Annotated in this window: 18 protein-coding genes; 12 read left to right on the plus strand and 6 right to left on the minus strand. The window is 70.2% G+C overall.

Translation table 11 applies throughout. The features are described from left to right. Positions 1–25 precede the first annotated feature (25 nt). The 4 genes from FHU35_RS22165 to FHU35_RS30000 all read left to right on the plus strand — a co-directional run bounded on the left by FHU35_RS22165 (position 26) and on the right by FHU35_RS30000 (position 3,065). Positions 26–598 (plus strand): PH domain-containing protein, encoded by a 573-nt coding sequence (locus tag FHU35_RS22165; protein WP_145742903.1) that lies wholly within the window; start codon positions 26–28, stop codon positions 596–598. A gap of 246 nt (positions 599–844) precedes the next feature. After that, on the plus strand, positions 845–1,717 hold the full coding sequence (locus FHU35_RS22170; protein ID WP_145742905.1) for a PHP domain-containing protein: 873 nt from the start codon (positions 845–847) through the stop codon (positions 1,715–1,717). 14 nt (positions 1,718–1,731) lie between these two features. Then, positions 1,732–2,604: a RecB family exonuclease gene (locus FHU35_RS22175; protein ID WP_281290257.1), complete on the plus strand. Its 873-nt coding sequence runs from the start codon at positions 1,732–1,734 to the stop codon at positions 2,602–2,604. 185 nt (positions 2,605–2,789) lie between these two features. Continuing rightward, positions 2,790–3,065 carry a hypothetical protein gene (locus FHU35_RS30000; RefSeq protein WP_246110497.1) on the plus strand — a complete coding sequence of 92 codons (276 nt, stop codon included), beginning with the start codon at positions 2,790–2,792 and terminating at the stop codon, positions 3,063–3,065. Between the two features lie 51 nt (positions 3,066–3,116). On the opposite strand, the gene FHU35_RS22185 is transcribed toward FHU35_RS30000, so the two are convergent. Both FHU35_RS22185 and FHU35_RS22190 read right to left on the minus strand, forming a co-directional pair. Then, positions 3,117–4,319: an Rv3212 family protein gene (locus FHU35_RS22185; RefSeq protein ID WP_145742910.1), complete on the minus strand. Its 1,203-nt coding sequence runs from the start codon at positions 4,317–4,319 to the stop codon at positions 3,117–3,119. A 116-nt stretch (positions 4,320–4,435) separates the two neighbouring features. Next, a complete protein-coding gene (locus FHU35_RS22190) occupies positions 4,436–6,034 on the minus strand; it encodes a DEAD/DEAH box helicase (RefSeq protein ID WP_145743784.1) in 1,599 nt (532 codons plus the stop codon). A gap of 498 nt (positions 6,035–6,532) precedes the next feature. Between FHU35_RS22190 and FHU35_RS22195 the strand changes: the two genes are divergently transcribed. Then, positions 6,533–7,219 carry a ferritin-like fold-containing protein gene (locus tag FHU35_RS22195; protein WP_145742912.1) on the plus strand — a complete coding sequence of 229 codons (687 nt, stop codon included), beginning with the start codon at positions 6,533–6,535 and terminating at the stop codon, positions 7,217–7,219. 268 nt (positions 7,220–7,487) lie between these two features. After that, entirely contained in the window at positions 7,488–7,715 is a 228-nt protein-coding gene (locus FHU35_RS22200; protein ID WP_145742914.1) for a DUF3107 domain-containing protein, read from the plus strand. A gap of 61 nt (positions 7,716–7,776) precedes the next feature. Here FHU35_RS22200 and FHU35_RS22205 read toward each other — a convergent pair whose 3' ends face one another. Beyond that, positions 7,777–8,520: a TetR/AcrR family transcriptional regulator gene (locus tag FHU35_RS22205; protein WP_145742917.1), complete on the minus strand. Its 744-nt coding sequence runs from the start codon at positions 8,518–8,520 to the stop codon at positions 7,777–7,779. 52 nt (positions 8,521–8,572) lie between these two features. On the opposite strand from FHU35_RS22205, the gene FHU35_RS22210 reads away from it, so the two are divergent. Next, on the plus strand, positions 8,573–9,454 hold the full coding sequence (locus FHU35_RS22210) for an alpha/beta fold hydrolase (protein WP_145742919.1): 882 nt from the start codon (positions 8,573–8,575) through the stop codon (positions 9,452–9,454). A gap of 6 nt (positions 9,455–9,460) precedes the next feature. Here the strand turns inward: FHU35_RS22210 and FHU35_RS22215 are convergent, their stop codons facing one another. Further along, complete coding sequence (locus tag FHU35_RS22215; protein ID WP_145742922.1) at positions 9,461–10,081, minus strand: TetR/AcrR family transcriptional regulator; 621 nt, start codon at positions 10,079–10,081, stop codon at positions 9,461–9,463. Between the two features lie 117 nt (positions 10,082–10,198). Between FHU35_RS22215 and FHU35_RS22220 the strand changes: the two genes are divergently transcribed. The 5 genes from FHU35_RS22220 to FHU35_RS22240 all read left to right on the plus strand — a co-directional run bounded on the left by FHU35_RS22220 (position 10,199) and on the right by FHU35_RS22240 (position 15,545). Continuing rightward, positions 10,199–11,227, plus strand: a complete 1,029-nt coding sequence (locus FHU35_RS22220; protein ID WP_186459563.1) for an alpha/beta fold hydrolase — start codon at positions 10,199–10,201, stop codon at positions 11,225–11,227. A 156-nt stretch (positions 11,228–11,383) separates the two neighbouring features. Then, a complete protein-coding gene (locus tag FHU35_RS22225) occupies positions 11,384–12,427 on the plus strand; it encodes a DUF3152 domain-containing protein (protein WP_145742924.1) in 1,044 nt (347 codons plus the stop codon). Positions 12,428–12,604: 177 nt separating this feature from the next. After that, positions 12,605–13,777: an adenylyltransferase/sulfurtransferase MoeZ gene (gene moeZ / locus FHU35_RS22230; RefSeq protein ID WP_145742926.1), complete on the plus strand. Its 1,173-nt coding sequence runs from the start codon at positions 12,605–12,607 to the stop codon at positions 13,775–13,777. 108 nt (positions 13,778–13,885) lie between these two features. Next, a complete protein-coding gene (locus FHU35_RS22235) occupies positions 13,886–14,683 on the plus strand; it encodes a TIGR02569 family protein (RefSeq protein ID WP_246110498.1) in 798 nt (265 codons plus the stop codon). Positions 14,684–14,735: 52 nt separating this feature from the next. Beyond that, positions 14,736–15,545, plus strand: coding sequence for a uroporphyrinogen-III synthase (locus tag FHU35_RS22240; protein WP_145742931.1), 810 nt, complete (start codon positions 14,736–14,738; stop codon positions 15,543–15,545). Between the two features lie 78 nt (positions 15,546–15,623). Here the strand turns inward: FHU35_RS22240 and FHU35_RS22245 are convergent, their stop codons facing one another. Together FHU35_RS22245 and FHU35_RS22250 are read right to left on the minus strand one after the other, a co-directional pair. Beyond that, positions 15,624–15,911: an MGMT family protein gene (locus tag FHU35_RS22245; protein WP_145742933.1), complete on the minus strand. Its 288-nt coding sequence runs from the start codon at positions 15,909–15,911 to the stop codon at positions 15,624–15,626. Between the two features lie 366 nt (positions 15,912–16,277). Further along, positions 16,278–17,255 (minus strand): chitinase, encoded by a 978-nt coding sequence (locus FHU35_RS22250; protein WP_145742947.1) that lies wholly within the window; start codon positions 17,253–17,255, stop codon positions 16,278–16,280. Positions 17,256–17,483: the final 228 nt, after the last annotated feature.

The following is a 17,483-nucleotide window of genomic DNA, read 5'->3' on the forward strand; positions in this document are numbered from 1 at the left end:
CGAGAATCGCGGGAAGGCGGGTGCCTTGTTCGCTCCTAGGGATCCCGACGAGTACCTGCTGGACTCCGAGCGCCGGGTGATCCGGGTTCGGCGTCACTGGGCCAGCTTGGTGTGGGACCTGTTCGAGGCGGCGGGATTGCTCGTCGGCCTCGTGCTGGTGTCGTACCTGCTGCCACCGAGCAGTTCCTGGTTGTTCCAGAACATCCTCTGGTACGCCGGTCTGGTCGTGCTGATGCGCTTCACCTACCAGGTCCTCGACTGGTACGTGGAGCGCATCGTGGTGACCGACAAGAGGTTCTTGATCACGACCGGCATCATCACCACCAACGTGGCGATGATGCCGGTCACCAAGGTCACCGACCTGACCTTCCACCGCTCGCTGATGGGCCGGATGTTCGGGTACGGCACGTTGATCGTCGAATCGGCAGGTCAGATCCAGGCCCTCAACCGGATCGAGTACGTCCCGAACCCGACTGAGGTCGAGGACGCGATCTCGGGCCTGGTGTTCGGCGACAAGAAGGGCCAGCAGCAGGACCGCTTCTCGATGCTGAAGGCTCGCCGCGCAGCGGTGGGCAAGCGGAAAGCAGCGAAGTTGTAAGACCTGTTCCCGCGGTCGCACCGCTCGGCGGTGCGGCAGCGGAAACCTGGCGCGTCGTCCGGCCTCCGGGCACCACGACTCCCGCGCGGCGTCGTGCAGTCCTCACCCGGACGACGTGTCAGAAACCCCGGCGGAAGCGCCGGAGGTGCACGATCCGGACCGGACCTCAACGGTTCGCGCGATCTCGGGTGGCCGGGATCACCGAAGTGGAGGTCCGCCGCGCCGGGTCATGGGTCACACTGAGGTGTGCTCATCGACCTGCACGCGCATTCCACCGAGTCCGACGGGACCGACACGCCTGCCGAGCTCGTGGCGACCGCCGTCGCCGCCGGCTTGGACGCGGTCGCGATCACCGACCACGACACCACCGCAGGCTGGGCGGAAGCCGAGCGCGCCGTGCGCGAACTCGGCCGTCCGGGAACCTTCCGGTTGGTGCCGGGCGCGGAGCTGTCGTGCTCCAGCCCCGATGGGCGCGGCGGCAGGGTCACCGTGCACCTGCTGGCCTACCTGTTCAACCCCTCCTCACCCGCGCTGGTGCGCGAGCAGTCGCGGCTGCGCGCCGAGCGCCGCGAGCGGCTGCACCAGATGGCGCACCGGATGGCGGAGGACGGCTTCCCGATCGACCCGGAAGCGATCATGGCCGGTCTGCCGCCGGACTCCCCGGGCGGACGCCCGCACCTGGCCCGCGCGCTGGTCGAGGCGGGAACGGTCGCCAGCGTCGACGAGGCCTTCGCGAAGTACCTCAGCAGCCGGGGCAGCTACTACATGCCGCGCACCGACACGCCGGTGCACCGGGCCATCGACATGATCACCGAAGCGGGTGGTGCGACGGTGCTCGCGCACCCCTTCGCCCACAAGCGGGGGCCGGTGGTCAACGCGGACGTCGTGGCCGAGCTGGCCGATCACGGGATGGCCGGGGTGGAGATCGACCACCCCGACCACGACGAGCCCACCAGGGCGAAGTTGCGCGAGCTGGCCGCGGAGCTCGACCTCATCCCGACCGGCAGCAGCGACTACCACGGGACGAACAAGACGATCCGGGTCGGCCAGGAGACCACGGCGCCGGACTCGTTGGAGCGAATCATCGCGCGCTGCACCGGGAGCAAGGTCATCAGCTGATCTGGGAGCGGGCCGTGCTGCGTAGGCTGGGCGACGTGCAGCAGCAGCTCGGCCTGGAAGGCATCCCCGGGAAGCTCGTGCGGGTCACGCCCGCCCGCCTGTCGACGTGGGCCGGATGCCCGCGCCGGTACCGGATGACGTACCTGGACAGACCGGCTCCGAAACGCGGTGGAGCGTGGGCGAACGCCACGCTCGGCGCCGTCGTGCACAACGCGCTGAAGGCCTACTTCGAGCTGCGGCCGGACAAGCGGACCCCGCAGCGCGCCGAGGTGCTGGTGCACCGGTGCTGGAAGTCCGACGGGTTCGCCGACGCCGACCAGGCCGCCGAGCACCGGCGACGCGCACAGCGCTGGGTCCACGAGTACGTGGCCGGACTGCCTTCGGACTTCGCCCCGGTCGCGATCGAGCGCTGGGTGTCCGCACCGGTCGGCGAGATCATCGCCGAGGGCCGGGTGGACCGGGTCGACGAGCGCGACGGCGAGCTCGTGGTGGTGGACTACAAGACCGGCAGGCACGGGCTGCGCGTCGACGACGCGAAGAACTCGCTGGCACTGGGGTTGTACGCGCTCGCGGTGCGCAAAACTCTGCGTCGGCCGTGCAACCGGGTTGAGCTGCATCACCTGCCGACCGGTACGGTCGCGGCCTGGGATCACACCGCCGAGTCCCTCGACGGGCTCCGGGAACGCGCTGAACGGCTGGCGGGTGAGCTCCAGGGAGCAACCGACGCACTGGAATCCGCGTCCCCGGACTCCGACAGCGTTGCGGAGGCCGAATTTCCGGTCAGGACCGGACCGCACTGCTCCTGGTGCGATTTCCGGGCACACTGCGCCGAGGGACAGCAGGCCGCACCCGATCTGCGCCCCTGGTCGTTGCTGGGGGACGGATGAGCTTTCAACCAGAGGACGGGCCGATGCACGCACCAGCCCCGCAACGCCGAACCCCGCCGCCCCGCACGCGACACATGCCTCCGGGCGACGCCGCGCGCCGGATGCCGCCCCCACCCCGTCCGCGCCGGACGGCTCCGGAGGATCGGCGTCCGCGCTCCCGGCACGAGCTCGCCCAGCCTCGGCGGGTGAGCGCGGCGGGAACCACGCTGCGCAGCTTCAGCGGTGCGCTGGCGATGGGGTCGCTCCTGCTCGGGCTGGCCCTCATCGGCGTCCAGTTCTGGGCCACCGGCCAGGGACAGCAGGGCCCGGGGATCGGCTCGGTGATCTCGCAGGTCGTCGCGGGACTCGTCGCGCTCGCGCTGCAGACCTACGCGGACCGCAACCGCGACCGCAACGGCGGCTGGGCCGTCGTCGGCGTGCTGGTCGTGGTGCTCGGGTCGCTCTGGTTCTGGTGGTGGTGACGGTTCCGGCTGGAACCGAGAAGCGCTGACCGGGTCCGTGCGGCCCCTCGATCAGCGGAGCGCCACGAGGGTGTCGCCGCGTTGTTCCAGGACGATCGGACCGGTCGAGTTGAGCCGGACCGGACCGGTGTAGTTCCCGCGGTCCACCGGGATCACCCGCTCCCGGGCTCCGGTCGCCGGATCGAGGACGGCCATGCCGCCGTTCACCGGCACCACCAGCCGATCGGTCAAGGAAGTCCCCGCCCCGAGCGTGTCGGGGCTCGTCCACAGCGGCGTGAGGGTCTTCTCGTCCAGCGCGATGGTGTCCACGCCGGTGTGCCAGTAGACGCGGCTGCCGATGGCGGTGCTCTCGACGCGCACGTTGTCGTCGCCCGTGTCCGGGCCCGTGCGGACCGGGTAGCTGGCCACCATCTGCCCCGAGTTGTCAAAAAGCATCAGCTGCCCGCTGTCCCGCATGACCACGGCGACCCGCTCGTCGGTCACCGCCACCACCGAGGCGTCCCGGCTGCCCAGGGAGACGCTGAAGACCTGGTCGGGCTTCTCGTCGTCCTTCGGGTGAGCCTTGATCGCGGTGATCCGGCCGGTCTCGCCGGGGCAGTTCTCGATCGCGCCGATCCGCCCGTCCCCGACCGCGATCGAGGAGTAGGTGCAGTCGGGGCGCTCCATGTTGTTCTCGGGGTTCTTCAGCTGCGGCGGGATGCCGAACTGCTGGGTGCGCACCAGGTCCGAGCGCCAGGTCTCGAAGGAGCGGCTGCCGGTAGCGGTCAGGTAGGTGCCGTCGCCGAGCAGCCGGGTGCCGAACTCCGCGTCGGTGTTGCGCTGCGGTCCGCGCTCACCGGTCGCGCCGCGCAGCGAGGTCACCTCGCTGCAGTTGTGCGACTTGCCGAAGACCGCGATCGCCCGGTCCCACTCGGTGCCGATCGTGCACAGCGGGAGGTCGCGGGCGTAGCGCCAGGCGATCCGCCCGGTCATGGGATCGTGGCCGACGACCTCGTTGCCCGCGCCGGTGACCACCGCGGGTGGCGCGATCACCGGAACCGGGGTCTCGGTGCTCGGAGCCCGCCAGACCTCGTGGAGGGCCGCGGGCACCGAGGTGGGGGCCGGTGGCTTCGGCAGCGGCTCGGCTGCGGTCTCCGAGAGGGTCGCTCGGGCGTCGCTGTTGAGCCACAGCACGACCGAGCCGATGAGGGCGGCGACCACGATCACCGCGACCGCGGCCAGGTCGCCCCGCGTGCGCCGCTCCGGCCGGACCAAACCAACTCCCCAAGCACTCGACTGCTCCACGCGGGAGCTTACCCGTGCACGAAACGGGGCCTGACACGAAGAGATCTCGACCTCCGGGGAGGCCGAGATCTCCGGGTGTTCACAGGTCAGCCGTTGTCGGTGGACTCCGAGGAGCCCTCCCCGCCACCACCACCGCGGCCGCCGCGGCGGCGACGACGACGGCGCGGACGGTCGCCGGCGTCGGCCGAGCCGGACTCGGTGGCGGCCGGGGTCTCCGACTGCTGGGCGCCGACCTCGGCGTTGACCTCGTCGCCCCCGCGCGTGCGGCGGCGGTTGCGACGCCGGGTCGGGCGGGTCTCCGCGTCGGAGTCGTGACGGGCGCCGTTGCCGGCCTCGCCACCGGCCGGGTCCTTGCCCCCGCGGGTGCGACGGCGGTTGCGGCGCGGGCGCTTGGCCTCGCCCGACTCACCGGCCTCGCCCTCCGGCTCGGCGTCGAGACCCTCGCGGGTGCGCTTGGCCAGCGGCAGCCGCCCGGTCACGTCGGTCGGGATGCTCAGGTCGGCGAACAGGTGCGCCGAGGTGGAGTAGGTCTCGACCGGCTCCGGCTTGTCCAGGCCGAGGGTGTCGCTGATCATCTTCCAGCGCGGTTCCTCGTCCCAGTCGACCAGCGTGATCGCCACGCCCTCGCGACCCGCGCGGCCGGTGCGGCCGATGCGGTGCACGTAGGTCTTCTCGTCGTCCGGGCATTGCAGGTTGATCACGTGCGACACGCCGGCCACGTCGATGCCGCGAGCCGCGACGTCGGTGGCGACGAGGATGTCGACCTTGCCGGAGCGGAACGCGCGCAGCGCCTTCTCCCGGGCGCCCTGGCCCAGGTCGCCGTGCACGGCACCGGCGGCGAAGCCGCGCTCGGTGAGCTCGTCGGCCAGCTTCTGCGCCTGCCGCTTGGTGCGGCTGAAGATCATCGCGAGCCCGCGGCCGTCGGCCTGCAGCGCCTTCGCGATCAGCTCGGACTTGTCCATCGAGTGCGCCCGGTAGATGAACTGGCGGGTGCGCTCGTGCACCGCGCCCTCGTCGGCCTGCTCGGCGCGGATGTGCGTCGGGCGGGTCATGAAGGTGCGGGCCAGGGTCAGGATCGGGCCGGGCATGGTCGCCGAGAACAGCATCGTCTGGCGCTGCTCGGGGACCATCCGCAGGATCCGCTCGATGTCGGGCAGGAAGCCCAGGTCGAGCATCTCGTCGGCCTCGTCGAGGACCAGCGCGGAGACCTTGCCGAGCACCAGGTGGCGCTGTTCGGCCAGGTCCAGCAGGCGGCCCGGGGTGCCGATGACCACGTCGACGCCGTTGCGCAGCGCGGAGATCTGCTCCTCGTAGGGGCGACCGCCGTAGACCGCGAGGGTGCGCACGCCCAGGTGCTTGCTGGCGTCGGTGAGGTCGCGGGTGACCTGCAGGCACAGTTCCCGGGTCGGAACCACGATCAGGGCCTGGGGAGTGCCGTCGCCCGCACCGCCCACGCGGTGCAGGATCGGGACGCCGAAGCCGAGGGTCTTACCGGTACCCGTGCGGGCCTGACCGATGAGGTCTTCGCCGCGCATCGCCAGCGGGAGCGTCAGCTCCTGGATGGCGAAGGTCCGCTCGATGCCGCCGTCGTTGAGCGCCTTGACGATGTCCGGGTGGACGTCGAGCTCCGCGAACGTCGGCGGGAGGTGCTCCTGAGCGGCCTCGGGGGCATCGCTGTTGGAGATGTCGGGGGTGCCGCCCCCGGTGTGATCTTCGAGGCCGCCGGGGGCCTGGCTGTTGGTGAACGTCAGAATGATCGCCTCTCTCGGTACCTGCGCGCGTTCCTCCCGGTTCGGGCCGATCCCGTGGCGACGTCCTCCCGGCACACGGCGGCCGCGTTGTTGCGGCTGCTCGGAGTGCTCGTGGTCACCGACGTAATGGTGCGCGCCTTCGTTTCGCTACAGCGGCGAGTACCCCGCTGGCTGGTTCGTTGTCGTCATCGGCATCGCATGCGCGCCACAGCCGCCGAGCCGTTCGCTCGAGCCGCGTCGCGCCGACATGTCCGGGGCCGTCCCGCTCGGGCGCCCGTCGCCCGGATCGTGACGTTCGGGGAGCCGACCCCACGGTGTTCGACCGCGCCGTCAGGACGCCGATTGCTCCTCCGGCCGCCAGGATACCTGTTCTGAAGCCAAAACTGACGTGGCGCGTATAACTCGGGCGTGCCGACGGTTACGCTCGCAGCCATGAACGAGGCTGACCAGCGCGCCACGATGCCCGGTGAAAGTGACGAGCGTTACCAAGAAGGGGTCGTGGACCTGCTCGCGGCCCTGGCCTACGGCGAGCTGTCGGCGTTCGACCGGTTGGCCGAGGACGCGCGCACAGCTCCGACGCTGACCGGCCGGGCTGCGCTGTCGAGCATGGCGGCGGCGGAGATCGGCCACTACCGGATGCTGGAGCAGGCGCTGGCGGCCCGCGGGGTCAAGGTCGACCAGGCCATGCAGCCCTTCGCCGAGCCCTTCGAGGCGTTCAACTCCTCCACCGCGCCGCACTCGTGGCTGGAATCACTGGTCAAGGCCTACGTGGGTGACGGGCTCGCCGCGGACTTCTACCGCGAGGTCGCCGAGTGGCTGGACTCGGGCAACCGCGAGCTGGTGCTCACGGTGCTGGCCGACACCGGGCACTCCGCGTTCGCCGAGCGCGAGGTCCAGGCGGCCTGCGCGGACGACCGCTCGCTGCGCGACAAGCTCACGCTGTGGGGGCGGCGGCTGCTCGGCGAGGCGATCACCCAGGCCCAGTACGTGGTCGCCGAGCGCGACGCGCTGTCCGAGCTGATCATCACCGGGTCCGGGGACCTCACCGGCATCGGCGCCATGTTCCGGCGGCTGCAGAGCAATCACACCAAACGAATGGGCCAGCTAGGCCTGGGCTGAACCTTCCCGGCAAGTCCTCGCAACACCCGCCCCCGACGCAGGGCGCTGGAGACCGAATCCCAGTTTTAGTCATAACCGAGCCATGATCATGTCCGAAATGTCCACTCAGTTTGGACTAAAACTGGGACCTGGTGCGGCGGCGGCGGTGCCGGCCGGGGGTCCTGCGCAGGCATTCGCTCTGAGCGAATGGGCAGATCCCGTGCCTCGTGGGGTGGCTGGGATAGCCTTGGCCCGTCACATCGTTTCTAGTGCCCTACGGAGGTTCGGCGTGGAGGTCAAGATCGGCGTCGTGGACAGTCCGCGCGAGCTCACGGTCGACAGCGGACAGTCCCCGCAGGAGATCGAGTCGCTGGTCTCGGACGCGCTGAAGAACGACGTGAGCGTGCTGGCGCTGGACGACAACAAGGGGCGGCGCATCATCGTTCCGTCGAGCAAGATCGCCTACGTCGAGATCGGACCGGGCGACGTGCCGCGGGTGGGCTTCGGAGTCGGCTGACACCCGGATTCGAGCTGTACGAGGGGCATCCCGGAGCGGTCCGGGGTGCCCCTCGACGCGTTCAGCCCAGGTCCTGGTCCTCGACGGCCTCCAGGTGCGTGTCGTCGAGGAGGTCGAGGTTCTCGTCGGGGTCGAGGGTCAGGCCCGCCGAGCGCAGCACGCCGTCGATGGCCGACCAGATGACCTGCGCCAGGTAGGTGATGAGGTCGTCGCGGCTCATCGTCTGGCGGTCCAGCCACCAGTCACCGCTGGCCTGCACGAGTCCGACCAGCCCGTGGCTCCACACCTCGATGCCGCCGGAGTCCAGGCCCAGCGCGCGCATGTAGCGGCCGAGCAGCCGGGTCAGCGAGTTGGCGATGACGGTCTTCTCGTGGGACACCGGGTCGCTGGCGACCGGCCGGTCGGTGAAGTTGCGCTGCACGACGAACCGGTAGAGGTCCGGGTACTCCTCGATGACGCTCAAGTAGGCCTCGAGCAGTCGGCGGATGAGCTCGTTGGCGGAGCCGTTGATCCGGAACAGCGGTGCGAGCCGCTCCATCAGCAGGGTGGTGCCCCACTCGCCGACGGCGACGTAGAGGTCGCTCTTGTCGCTGAAATGCCGGTAGAGCACGGGTTTGCTGACGCCGGCCTCGGCCGCGATGTCGTCCATGCCGACGTCGGCGCCGTGCGCGCCGATGGCGCGGACCGCCGCCTGGACGAGTTCGGCGCGTCGGGCCAGGCGGTGCTCCCGCCATCGCTCCTTGCGGGCGTCGCCCTTGTGCTCGTCGTTCCGGGCGGCCTTGACATGTCGGGAACCGTGGCTCACGCTACCCGAGGTTACTGTTACTGAAGGTAACACGCAAATTCATGGAGTTCCAGTGCAGACGATCACTCGCCCCGAGTTCATCACCAGCGACGGCGCGCAGCTGCGGCTGATCGACGAGGGTCCTGCGGACGCGCCGGTCACCGTGCTGTTCGTGCACGGCTGGACGCTGAGCAAGCACAGCTGGGACCGCATCGCCGCCGGGTTGCCTGCGGCGGCCGGGCGCAACGTGCGCACGCTGCGCTTCGACCTGCGCGGCCACGGGGCTAGCAGGCCGGCCGAACCGGGTGAGGCCACCATCGCGCGTTGCGCTGAAGACCTCGCGGAGATCATCGCAGACCGGGTTCCGGCGGGGCCGATCGTGCTGGCGGGGCACTCGATGGGCGGCATGGCGATCATGGCGCTCGCCGAGCAGCACCCGCAGGTGTTCGACCGCGTTCGCGGGGTGGCGCTCGTGGCGACCTCGTCGGGGGACCTGGCCGCTCCCAGCTTCGGTCTGCCCCAGCGGGGTTCGGACGTGTTCAACGCCGGTGAGCGGGCGCTGCGCCGCTACCTGGCGAGCTCCGGAGCGAAGCGGGTCAGCGGTGCCTCTGCCTGGTTGCGCCCCGGCGTTCGGTGGCTGCTGTTCGGCAAGCAGGCCGCGCGCGAGGACGTCGCCGCGACGGCGTCCTGGCTGGCCACCTGCCACCCGAAGAACATGGCCGCCTACCGGGAATCGCTCGCGGTGCACGAGCGGGCGGAGGCGCTGGCCAGGCTCAACGAGGTTCCCACGCTGGTCCTCGCGGGCCTCTCGGACAGGCTGACGCCCAAGGACCACGCGGACAAGATCGCCCGAGCCCTGCCGAACGCCCGGTTCTACCTCTACCCGGGCGCCGGCCACATGCTGCCGCTGGAGCGCACCGCCGAGATCACCACCCGGATCGCCACGCTCCTGTAGGGCGGGTCAGGAGTTCTGGAGCGGGAAGCCCGCGAGCCCCTTCCAGGCGAGGGTCGACATCAGGTTGATGGCCTCGTCGCGGGGGATCTTCTGCGTCTCGTCGAGCCAGTCCCGGGCGGTGACCTGGGCGAGGCCGACGAGGCCCACCGCGAGCAGGCGGGCGCGGTCGGCGTCCAGGCCGGCGTCGGCCGTGACCGCGTCGGTGATCGCGTCGATGCAACCCGAGAGCGAGCTCTCGACGGCCTTCTCCACCGCGGGCTCACCGCGCAGGTCGGACTCGAACACCAGCCGGAAGGCCTGGTCCTCGCTGGCCACGAACTCGTAGAAGGCGCCGATCGCGGCGCGAACCCGGAGCTTGTTGTCGGTGGTCGACTCGATCGCCTTGCGGACCCGCCGGACCAGCTCGTTGCCGTGGGTCTCCAGCAGCGCCAGGTACAGCTCGAGCTTGCCGGGGAAGTGCTGGTAGAGGACCGGTTTGCTGACTCCGGCGCGCTCGGCGATGTCGTCCATCGCCGCAGCGTGGTAGCCGTTGTGCACGAACACGTACTGCGCCGCTTCGAGCAGCTGCGCCCGTCGCGCGTCGCGGGGCAACCGGATTCCCTTGTTCGGCTGCGCGGTCCCGGTCATCCTCGCCTCTTCCTTCTGCCGCGATCGGTGGCCATGCAGCCCCCAAACTTCCCCGACTCTACTCGCCAGTAAAGGCGCCTACCGCAATCCGCCCGGTTCGGGCTGCATCCTGTACCGATGACGACGCGTGCGACCGACCTGAACCTGCACCGGGCGACCCGGCGGAACCGGCTGGATCGCGACGCCCTGACCCGGGTGCCGCTGGTCGACGGCCTGCCGGAGCTGGACCTCCACCTGCTCCCGCCGGCAGGCCGTCAGGTCGACCTGCCCGCAGGGCCGGAGTGCGGTCCCGCTCAGGTGCACGTGCGCGAGACAACCGGGCCGCCTGGCGCGGAGACCGCTGTTCACCTGCACGGACTCGCCGGTTCGTCGACGAACTGGACGGACCTCTCCGCGCAGCTCTCGGGCACGCTGCGCAGCGTCGCCGTCGACCTGCCCGGTTTCGGCCGCTCCCGGCCCCCGGCCGGTTTCGGTTACACGCGCCAGGAGAACGCCGACCTGATCATCCGGCTGCTGGTCGAGCTGGGTGCCGGCGCGGTGCACCTGACCGGCAACTCCTTCGGCGCGGCCGTGGCCACCGAGGTCGCCGCGCGCCGGCCCGACCTGGTCAACACGCTGACGCTGATCTCCCCGGCGATGCCGGACCTGCGGCCGAGCCCGAAGCGGATCTCCGACCCGCGCCTGGCGCTCGCGCTGCTGCCGGTGATCGGACCGCCGACCCGCCGCAGGCTGGCCGAGGTCACCCCCAGGGAGCGCGCCGAGCAGCTGCTCCGGGTGTGCTTCGCCGAACCGGACCTCGTCCCGCCGCACCGCTTGGACGAGGCGGCCGAGGAGTTCGCCGAGCGCGCGGGGCTGCCGTGGGCCACCGTCGCCTTGGCCACGACCACGGTCGAGCTGATGCGTTCGTGGGTGGTCGCGCCCTCGCGCTCGCTGTGGCGGCTGCTGCCTCGAGTCGACACCCCTGCTCTGGTGATTTGGGGTGACAACGATCGGGTGGTTTCGGTCCGCAAGGCACCACGCACGGCGACTCTGCTCCCGCGCGGGCGGTTGCTCGTGCTGCCGCGCACCGGCCACGTCGCCCAGATGGAGAGGCCCGCGATGGTCGCCCGCGCCGTCCTGGGACTGGCCCTCTCCAGCACCTGGTGACTCGACGTCGTCGGCGCGCGGGCTCGCGGCGGGTGCGCACTGGCAACACCGGCCCGAAACGACTTCTTACGCAACAAGGGTGATCTTTTCCGCGCTGCTCACCCCGAGTGGTCGGTGTGACGGAGTTGGCTGGTCGGGCTGTGGCACGCTAGTGGGGTGACCCGCCCGCCGCAGCCCTCCCGCGACCCCGCGGAAGACCGCCATCCGGCGGATCATTCCGCGCGTGAGTCCCGTGGGCTCGCGGACCGTCCCCGCAAGCGCGGGGAGGCGCCCGGCGACGAGCCGCTCGCCGCGTCCTGGACACCGGACAAGCCGGAGGGCAACTACCGGGCCCGGCACCGCAAGAGCGTTCTGGGGCGCTACGGCTGGCGGGTCTACGCGCTGCCGTTGCTGGTGGTCATCACGGCTCTCGCGGTCCTGCAGACCGTGCGGCCGGGCGACGTCAACGCCGCGTTGACCGGACCGCCGCCGATCGCCGAGCAGGGACCTGGCGAGCCGGTCGTGCGCGAGGCGCCGCCGAGCCAGACCTACCCGGTCAACATGTTCTCCGCCGACCTGCCGCCGGGCGGGCCGGTCCCGGAGACCGGTGCCCGCACCTTCCAGGTGCTGCCGGGCTCCTCGCCGGTCGTGGGGGCCGGCCAGCTCTACCGCTACAGCGTGGAGGTCGAGGTCGGCGTGGAGCTGCCGGACCCGAACGCCGAGTTCGGCAACCTGGTGCAGTCGACGCTGTCGGATCCGCGCAGCTGGACGAACCCGCAGGCGGGCGGCATCTCGTTGCAGCGCGTCGATGCGAACACCGGTCAGCCGGACTTCCGGGTGATCCTGGTGAGCCAGCAGACGGCCCGCGAAGCCTGCGACTACACCGACGGCGTGCCCTACGACAGCTCGTGCCGCAAGGGCGACATGGTCTACCTCAACGCGGCTCGCTGGGTGCGGGGCGCGGTGTCGTTCGAAGGTGACATCGGCAACTACCGCCGGTACGCCATCAACCATGAGGTCGGCCACGTCTTCGGCAACAAGCACGTCGGGTGCCCGGGGCAGGGAGCGCTGGCGCCGGTGATGATGCAGCAGACGTTCAGCGTCGCCAACAACGAGCTGCACGACCTCAACCAGGTCGCCGACCAGGGCACCTCGATTGACTCGGACGGGTTCGTCTGCCGCCCCAACGCCTGGCCCTTCCCGGTCGCGCCCGGCTTCTAGGCGCGCCCGCACGACCGGCCCGGGCGTCCCGGATGCTGGGAGTAGTTTGGGTTGGGGAATCGGATCGTTCAGGCTTGCGTTGCAGATTCCGTGTTACCCGTTGGGAACACGAGGACGCTTTTGAGGCATCGGCCGCTCTCGCAGCGAGCGGTGCCGCCACCAGAGGAGGAGCTGGGAATGTCCGGCGCAACGTCGCTACCGCCGCTGGTCGAGCCGGCGTCGGAGCTGACCAAGGAAGAGGTCGCGCGCTACAGCCGCCACCTGATCATCCCGGACGTCGGGATGGACGGGCAGAAGCGGCTGAAGAACGCCAAGGTCCTGGTGGTCGGCGCCGGCGGGCTCGGTAGCCCGGCGCTTCTGTACTTGGCCGCCGCGGGCGTCGGCACGCTCGGCATCGTCGAGTTCGACGAGGTCGACGAGTCGAACCTGCACCGCCAGATCATCCACGGTCAGTCCGACCTGGGCCGCTCCAAGGCGGACTCGGCGAAGGACTCGATCGCCGAGGTCAACCCCTACGTCCAGGTCAACCTGCACAAGACGCACCTGACCTCGGACAACGCCCTCGACATCTTCCGCGACTACGACCTGATCCTGGACGGCACGGACAACTTCGCCACCCGGTACCTGGTCAACGACGCCGCGGTGCTGTCGGGCAAGCCGTACGTGTGGGGCTCGATCTTCCGCTTCGAGGGCCAGGCCAGCGTGTTCTGGGCCGAGCACGGGCCGCAGTACCGCGACCTCTACCCCGAGCCGCCGCCGCCCGGCATGGTGCCGTCCTGCGCCGAGGGCGGTGTGCTGGGCGTGCTGTGCGCCTCCATCGGTTCGATCATGGTCAACGAGGCCATCAAGCTGATCACCGGCATCGGTGAGACCCTGCTGGGCCGGCTGATGATCTACGACGCGCTGGAGATGAGCTACCGCACCGTCAAGATCCGCAAGGACCCGAACGGCGAGCCGATCGAGGGGCTGATCGACTACGAGGCGTTCTGCGGTGCGGTCTCCGACGACGCGCAGCAGGCGGCGGTGAACTCGACGATCACCCCGCAGGAGCTCAAGGAGAAGTTCGATCGCGGCGACAAGTTCGAGCTGATCGACGTCCGCGAGCCGCACGAGTACGAGATCGTCAAGATCGACGGCTCGAAGCTCATCCCGAAGGACCGCATCCTCTCCGGTGACGCGCTGTCCGAACTGCCGCAGGACCGCCAGATCGTCCTGCACTGCAAGTCCGGCGGCCGTTCCGCGGAGGCGCTGGCGGCGCTGCACAAGGCCGGTTTCGCCGACGCCGTGCACGTCGGCGGCGGTGTCCTGGGCTGGGCCAACCAGGTCGACAAGAGCCTGCCGACCTACTGATCGCAGTCATCGAGGGCGGTGCGCCGGTTTTCCGACCGGCGCACCGCTTTTGCGTAGATGCGGAGTGCCTGCTGCCTAATCGCCGATCTTCGAGGTAGCGTCTGCCGCGTGAGTGCTACGCCGGAGCCGCCACCGCCGCACGTGTGCGCGGCGTTCGGGGCGCGAGTCGAAGAGCCCGAGGCCCTGGACGGCGCGGTCGCCTGGCGTTGCGGCGAGATCGTGCTCAAGCCCGCGGCCAACACCGCGGAGGCCGCGTGGGTCGCGCAGACCCTCGACGTGCTGGAACCTGACGACGTCCGGATCTCGCGCCCGGTGAGGTCGACGGACGGGCGCTGGGTGGTGTCCGGCTGGTCGGCGAGCCGCGATGTCATGGGCCGTCCCGAACCGCGCCACGACGAGGTCGTGGCCATGTCGCTGCGGCTGCACGCCGCGAGCAGGTACGTGGCCCGCCCGAGGTTCCTCCAGCTGCGCCAGGACATCTACGCGCTGGCCGACCGGATGGCCTGGGGCGAAGAGGACTACGTGCTGCCGCAGGAGAAGGGCGGTCGTCTCTACGACGTGCTGGCCGGTTCGCGGCGCCAGGTGCAGCTGCAACCGCAGGTGGTGCACGGCGACCTGTTCGGCAACGTGCTCTTCGCCGGCGACGCCTCACCCGGCGTGATCGACTTCAACGCCTACTGGCGGCCCGCCGAGTGGGCCGCGGCCGTGGTGGTCGTGGATTCGCTGGCCTGGGGCGGAGCGGATCCGGCCATCGTGGAGCGCTGGTCGCACCTGACCGACTGGCCGCAGGCCCTGTTGCGCGCCTTGCTGTTCCGGCTCTCGGTGCACGCGCTGCACCCGCGCTCCAACGCCAAGACGCTGACCGGTTTGGAACGCGCCTCGCAGATGGTGCTCGAAGTTCTCTGACCTGGTCGCTCCGGCCTCGGTCGGCGCTCGCTCGCTGTGTGACGATGGGCGCGTGCAGGACGTTCTGAGCGGGTTCACGGTCGGTGTCACTGCGGAGCGCAAGGCCGAGGAGATCGGGAGCCTGCTGTCCCGCAGGGGCGCACGCGTGCTGTTCGGTGCCGCGATGCACACGGTTCCCCTGCCCGAGGACGGCGAGCTCGCCACCGCCACCGAACGCGTGCTCTCCGCTCCGGTGGACTTCGTCGTGGCGATCACCGGCGTGGGTTTCCGCGGCTGGGTGGAGGCCGCCGGCGACGCCTTGGTGGAGCACCTCAGCGGTGCGCGGGTGGTCGCGCGAGGAGCCAAGGCCAAGGGAGCGGTGCGCGGGGCGGGGCTCCGCGAGGAGTGGACCTCGCCGTCGGAGGAATCCGCCGAGATCCTCACCTACCTGCTGGAACGGGGTGTGGCGGGCAAGCGCGTCGTGCTGCAGGTCCACGGCGACCCGATGCTCGATTTCCGCCGCGAACTCACCGAGGCCGGGGCCGAGGTGGTGCCGGTCGCGGTCTACCGCTGGACGGATCCGGTCGACCTGGACCCGCTGGATCGCCTGATCGACGCCGTCATCGCCGGTGAGGTCGACGCGCTGCCGTTCACCAGCGCGCCCGCGGCTACCAACTTCCTGGCCAGGGCCGATGCCACGGACCGGGGTGACGCGCTGCGAGAGGCCCTGCGCGATGGCGTCTTCATCGCCTGCGTCGGTCCGGTCACCGCGGCCCCCATCGTCCGGGCCGGCCTGCCCCACGAGACCCCGGACCGAGCCCGCACAGCTGCCCTGATCCGCCTGGTCGCCGAAAGGCTCCCCACCCGCACCCCGCGAGCCTGAGTCCGTCCGATTTCGCGCGAGATTCGAATGCGAAGCGGCCTTGACCTGGCACTGCGCGCGGGCGAGTCGAACCGGGGGTCAGCTGCTCCAGCGGTAGTGGCGCATGTTCACCCGTCCGTCCTGGGCGAGGACGCCTTCAGCGCGGAGGAGCTCGAGCTGCCGGTGGCGGAGGTGGTCGGCGACGGTCCCGTTGGAGCGCAGCACGCGGTACCAGGGCAGGTCGGCGGTGTCCTCGGACATGATCCGCCCGACGAGGCGAGGCGACCGCAGCCCGGCGAGCTCGGCGACGTCGCCGTAGGACAGCACCCGGCCGGGCGGGATCGACTCGACCACGGCCCGCACCCGCTCGAACGTCTCCTCATCCACGGAACCGAAACTACCGCCCCGCAGCCGGGGACTTCCGCGGATGCCTCATCGAGTCCCAGTTTTAGTCCAAACCGAGCCATGATCATGTCCGAAATGTCGGCTCAGTTATGACTAAAACTGGGACCTGGTGGGTGTCGTTGCTTCAGGTGTGGGACTCAGCCCGCACCGCCGCGGGTTCTCACACGTCGTCTGGATGAGTACGCCGCGACGCCGTGTATTGGCATACATCAGGAGTGGCGCACGGAGTCCAGGCGGCGTGTGAGGTTCCGCTACCCGCACCGCCAAGCAAAGTGATTCTGCAATGAGCCCCAAAACTGGGAACGGCCCGCCCTCCGGGGAGAGGACGGGCCGCTTGGAGCCGGGGTGTCAGCCCTGGAAACCGGCGACGATCTTGGAGAAGTCCCAGTCCTGCTGCTCGATGCCGCTGCAGGAGTCGACGGCTCCGCCGCTGCACGGCCGGTCGCGGTTGACCGACCAGAAGGTGAAGCGGCCGAGGCTCTTCTCCTTGGCGTAGTCCGCCATCTTCTGGAACGCGGCCTGGTCGACGATCTCGCCCTCGACGTCGGTCTTGCCGTTCATCGACGAGATGCCGGAGTGCGCGTAGGCGTCCGCGTCCTCGTAGCCGAGGCTCGACTTCAGCGCTTCCTTGAGCCCCTCGGTCGCGGAGATGGTGTCCGCGGCCATGTCGGAACCGTTGAAGTCGAACGGCATCTGCGTCCAGACGTCGATGTTCGCGCCGATCTCGGCGGCCTTGGCGAACATCGCCTTGCCGTTCTCGTTCGGGCCGGTGGTCGTGGTCGGGAAGGTGACCACGGTCAGCAGGCCCTCGTTGGCCTCCTTGGTGATCTTCAGGGCCTCGATGACCTTGTCGCGCGAGGCCTGGTTCTCGAACTCGGTGGCCTCGATGTCGACGTCGATGGCCTTGAGGCCGTAGGCGTCGATCAGCTTCTGGTAGGCGCCCGCCAGCTGCTGGGCGTCGCCGCACACCTCGCCGAGCTTGGTGCCGGAGTACCCGCCGATGGACGGGATCACGTCGCCGCCGGCGCCGCGGATCGCGTCGATGGTGGCCTTGTCCTGGCCGTCGAGCGGGCGCTGGCCGTCCCACGCGGGGTTGCAGCCGCCGTCTGAATTGATGAAGGCGAGGGTGAAGTCCTTGATGCCGGTCGCGTTCATGACGTCGGCGGGCGCGGGCGGGCTGCCCCAGCCGTTGTACAGGTAGGGCGAGGCGGCGACCGGGCTCGTGGCCGCGCTGGGCTCTTCGGCGCTGAGCGCGGGGGCCGCTCCGATGGCCAACGTGCCGAGGACGGCGGCGCCGGCGAGCAGGCTCTTGCGGATCTTGCTCACGCTTCCTCCTTCGGGGTGTGCGTCGCGCGATCGGGGGACTGCGCGAATTCGCAGGTCACAGGCGGGGGAGGCCTGCGATGGAAGGAAATCTGCCAGAGCGCAAAATTGGTTTGTACCACCAAACGCCGGAGCGCGATCCCACATTCACAGTTGGGAATCACGGACAACTCGGGCACATCCCGGCGTGCCCAGAGCCGATCTTGTCTGGTTGACGTGGTTCCATTCGGT

This window comes from Saccharopolyspora dendranthemae (assembly GCF_007829955.1).
Classification (GTDB): Bacteria; Actinomycetota; Actinomycetes; order Mycobacteriales; family Pseudonocardiaceae; genus Saccharopolyspora; species Saccharopolyspora dendranthemae.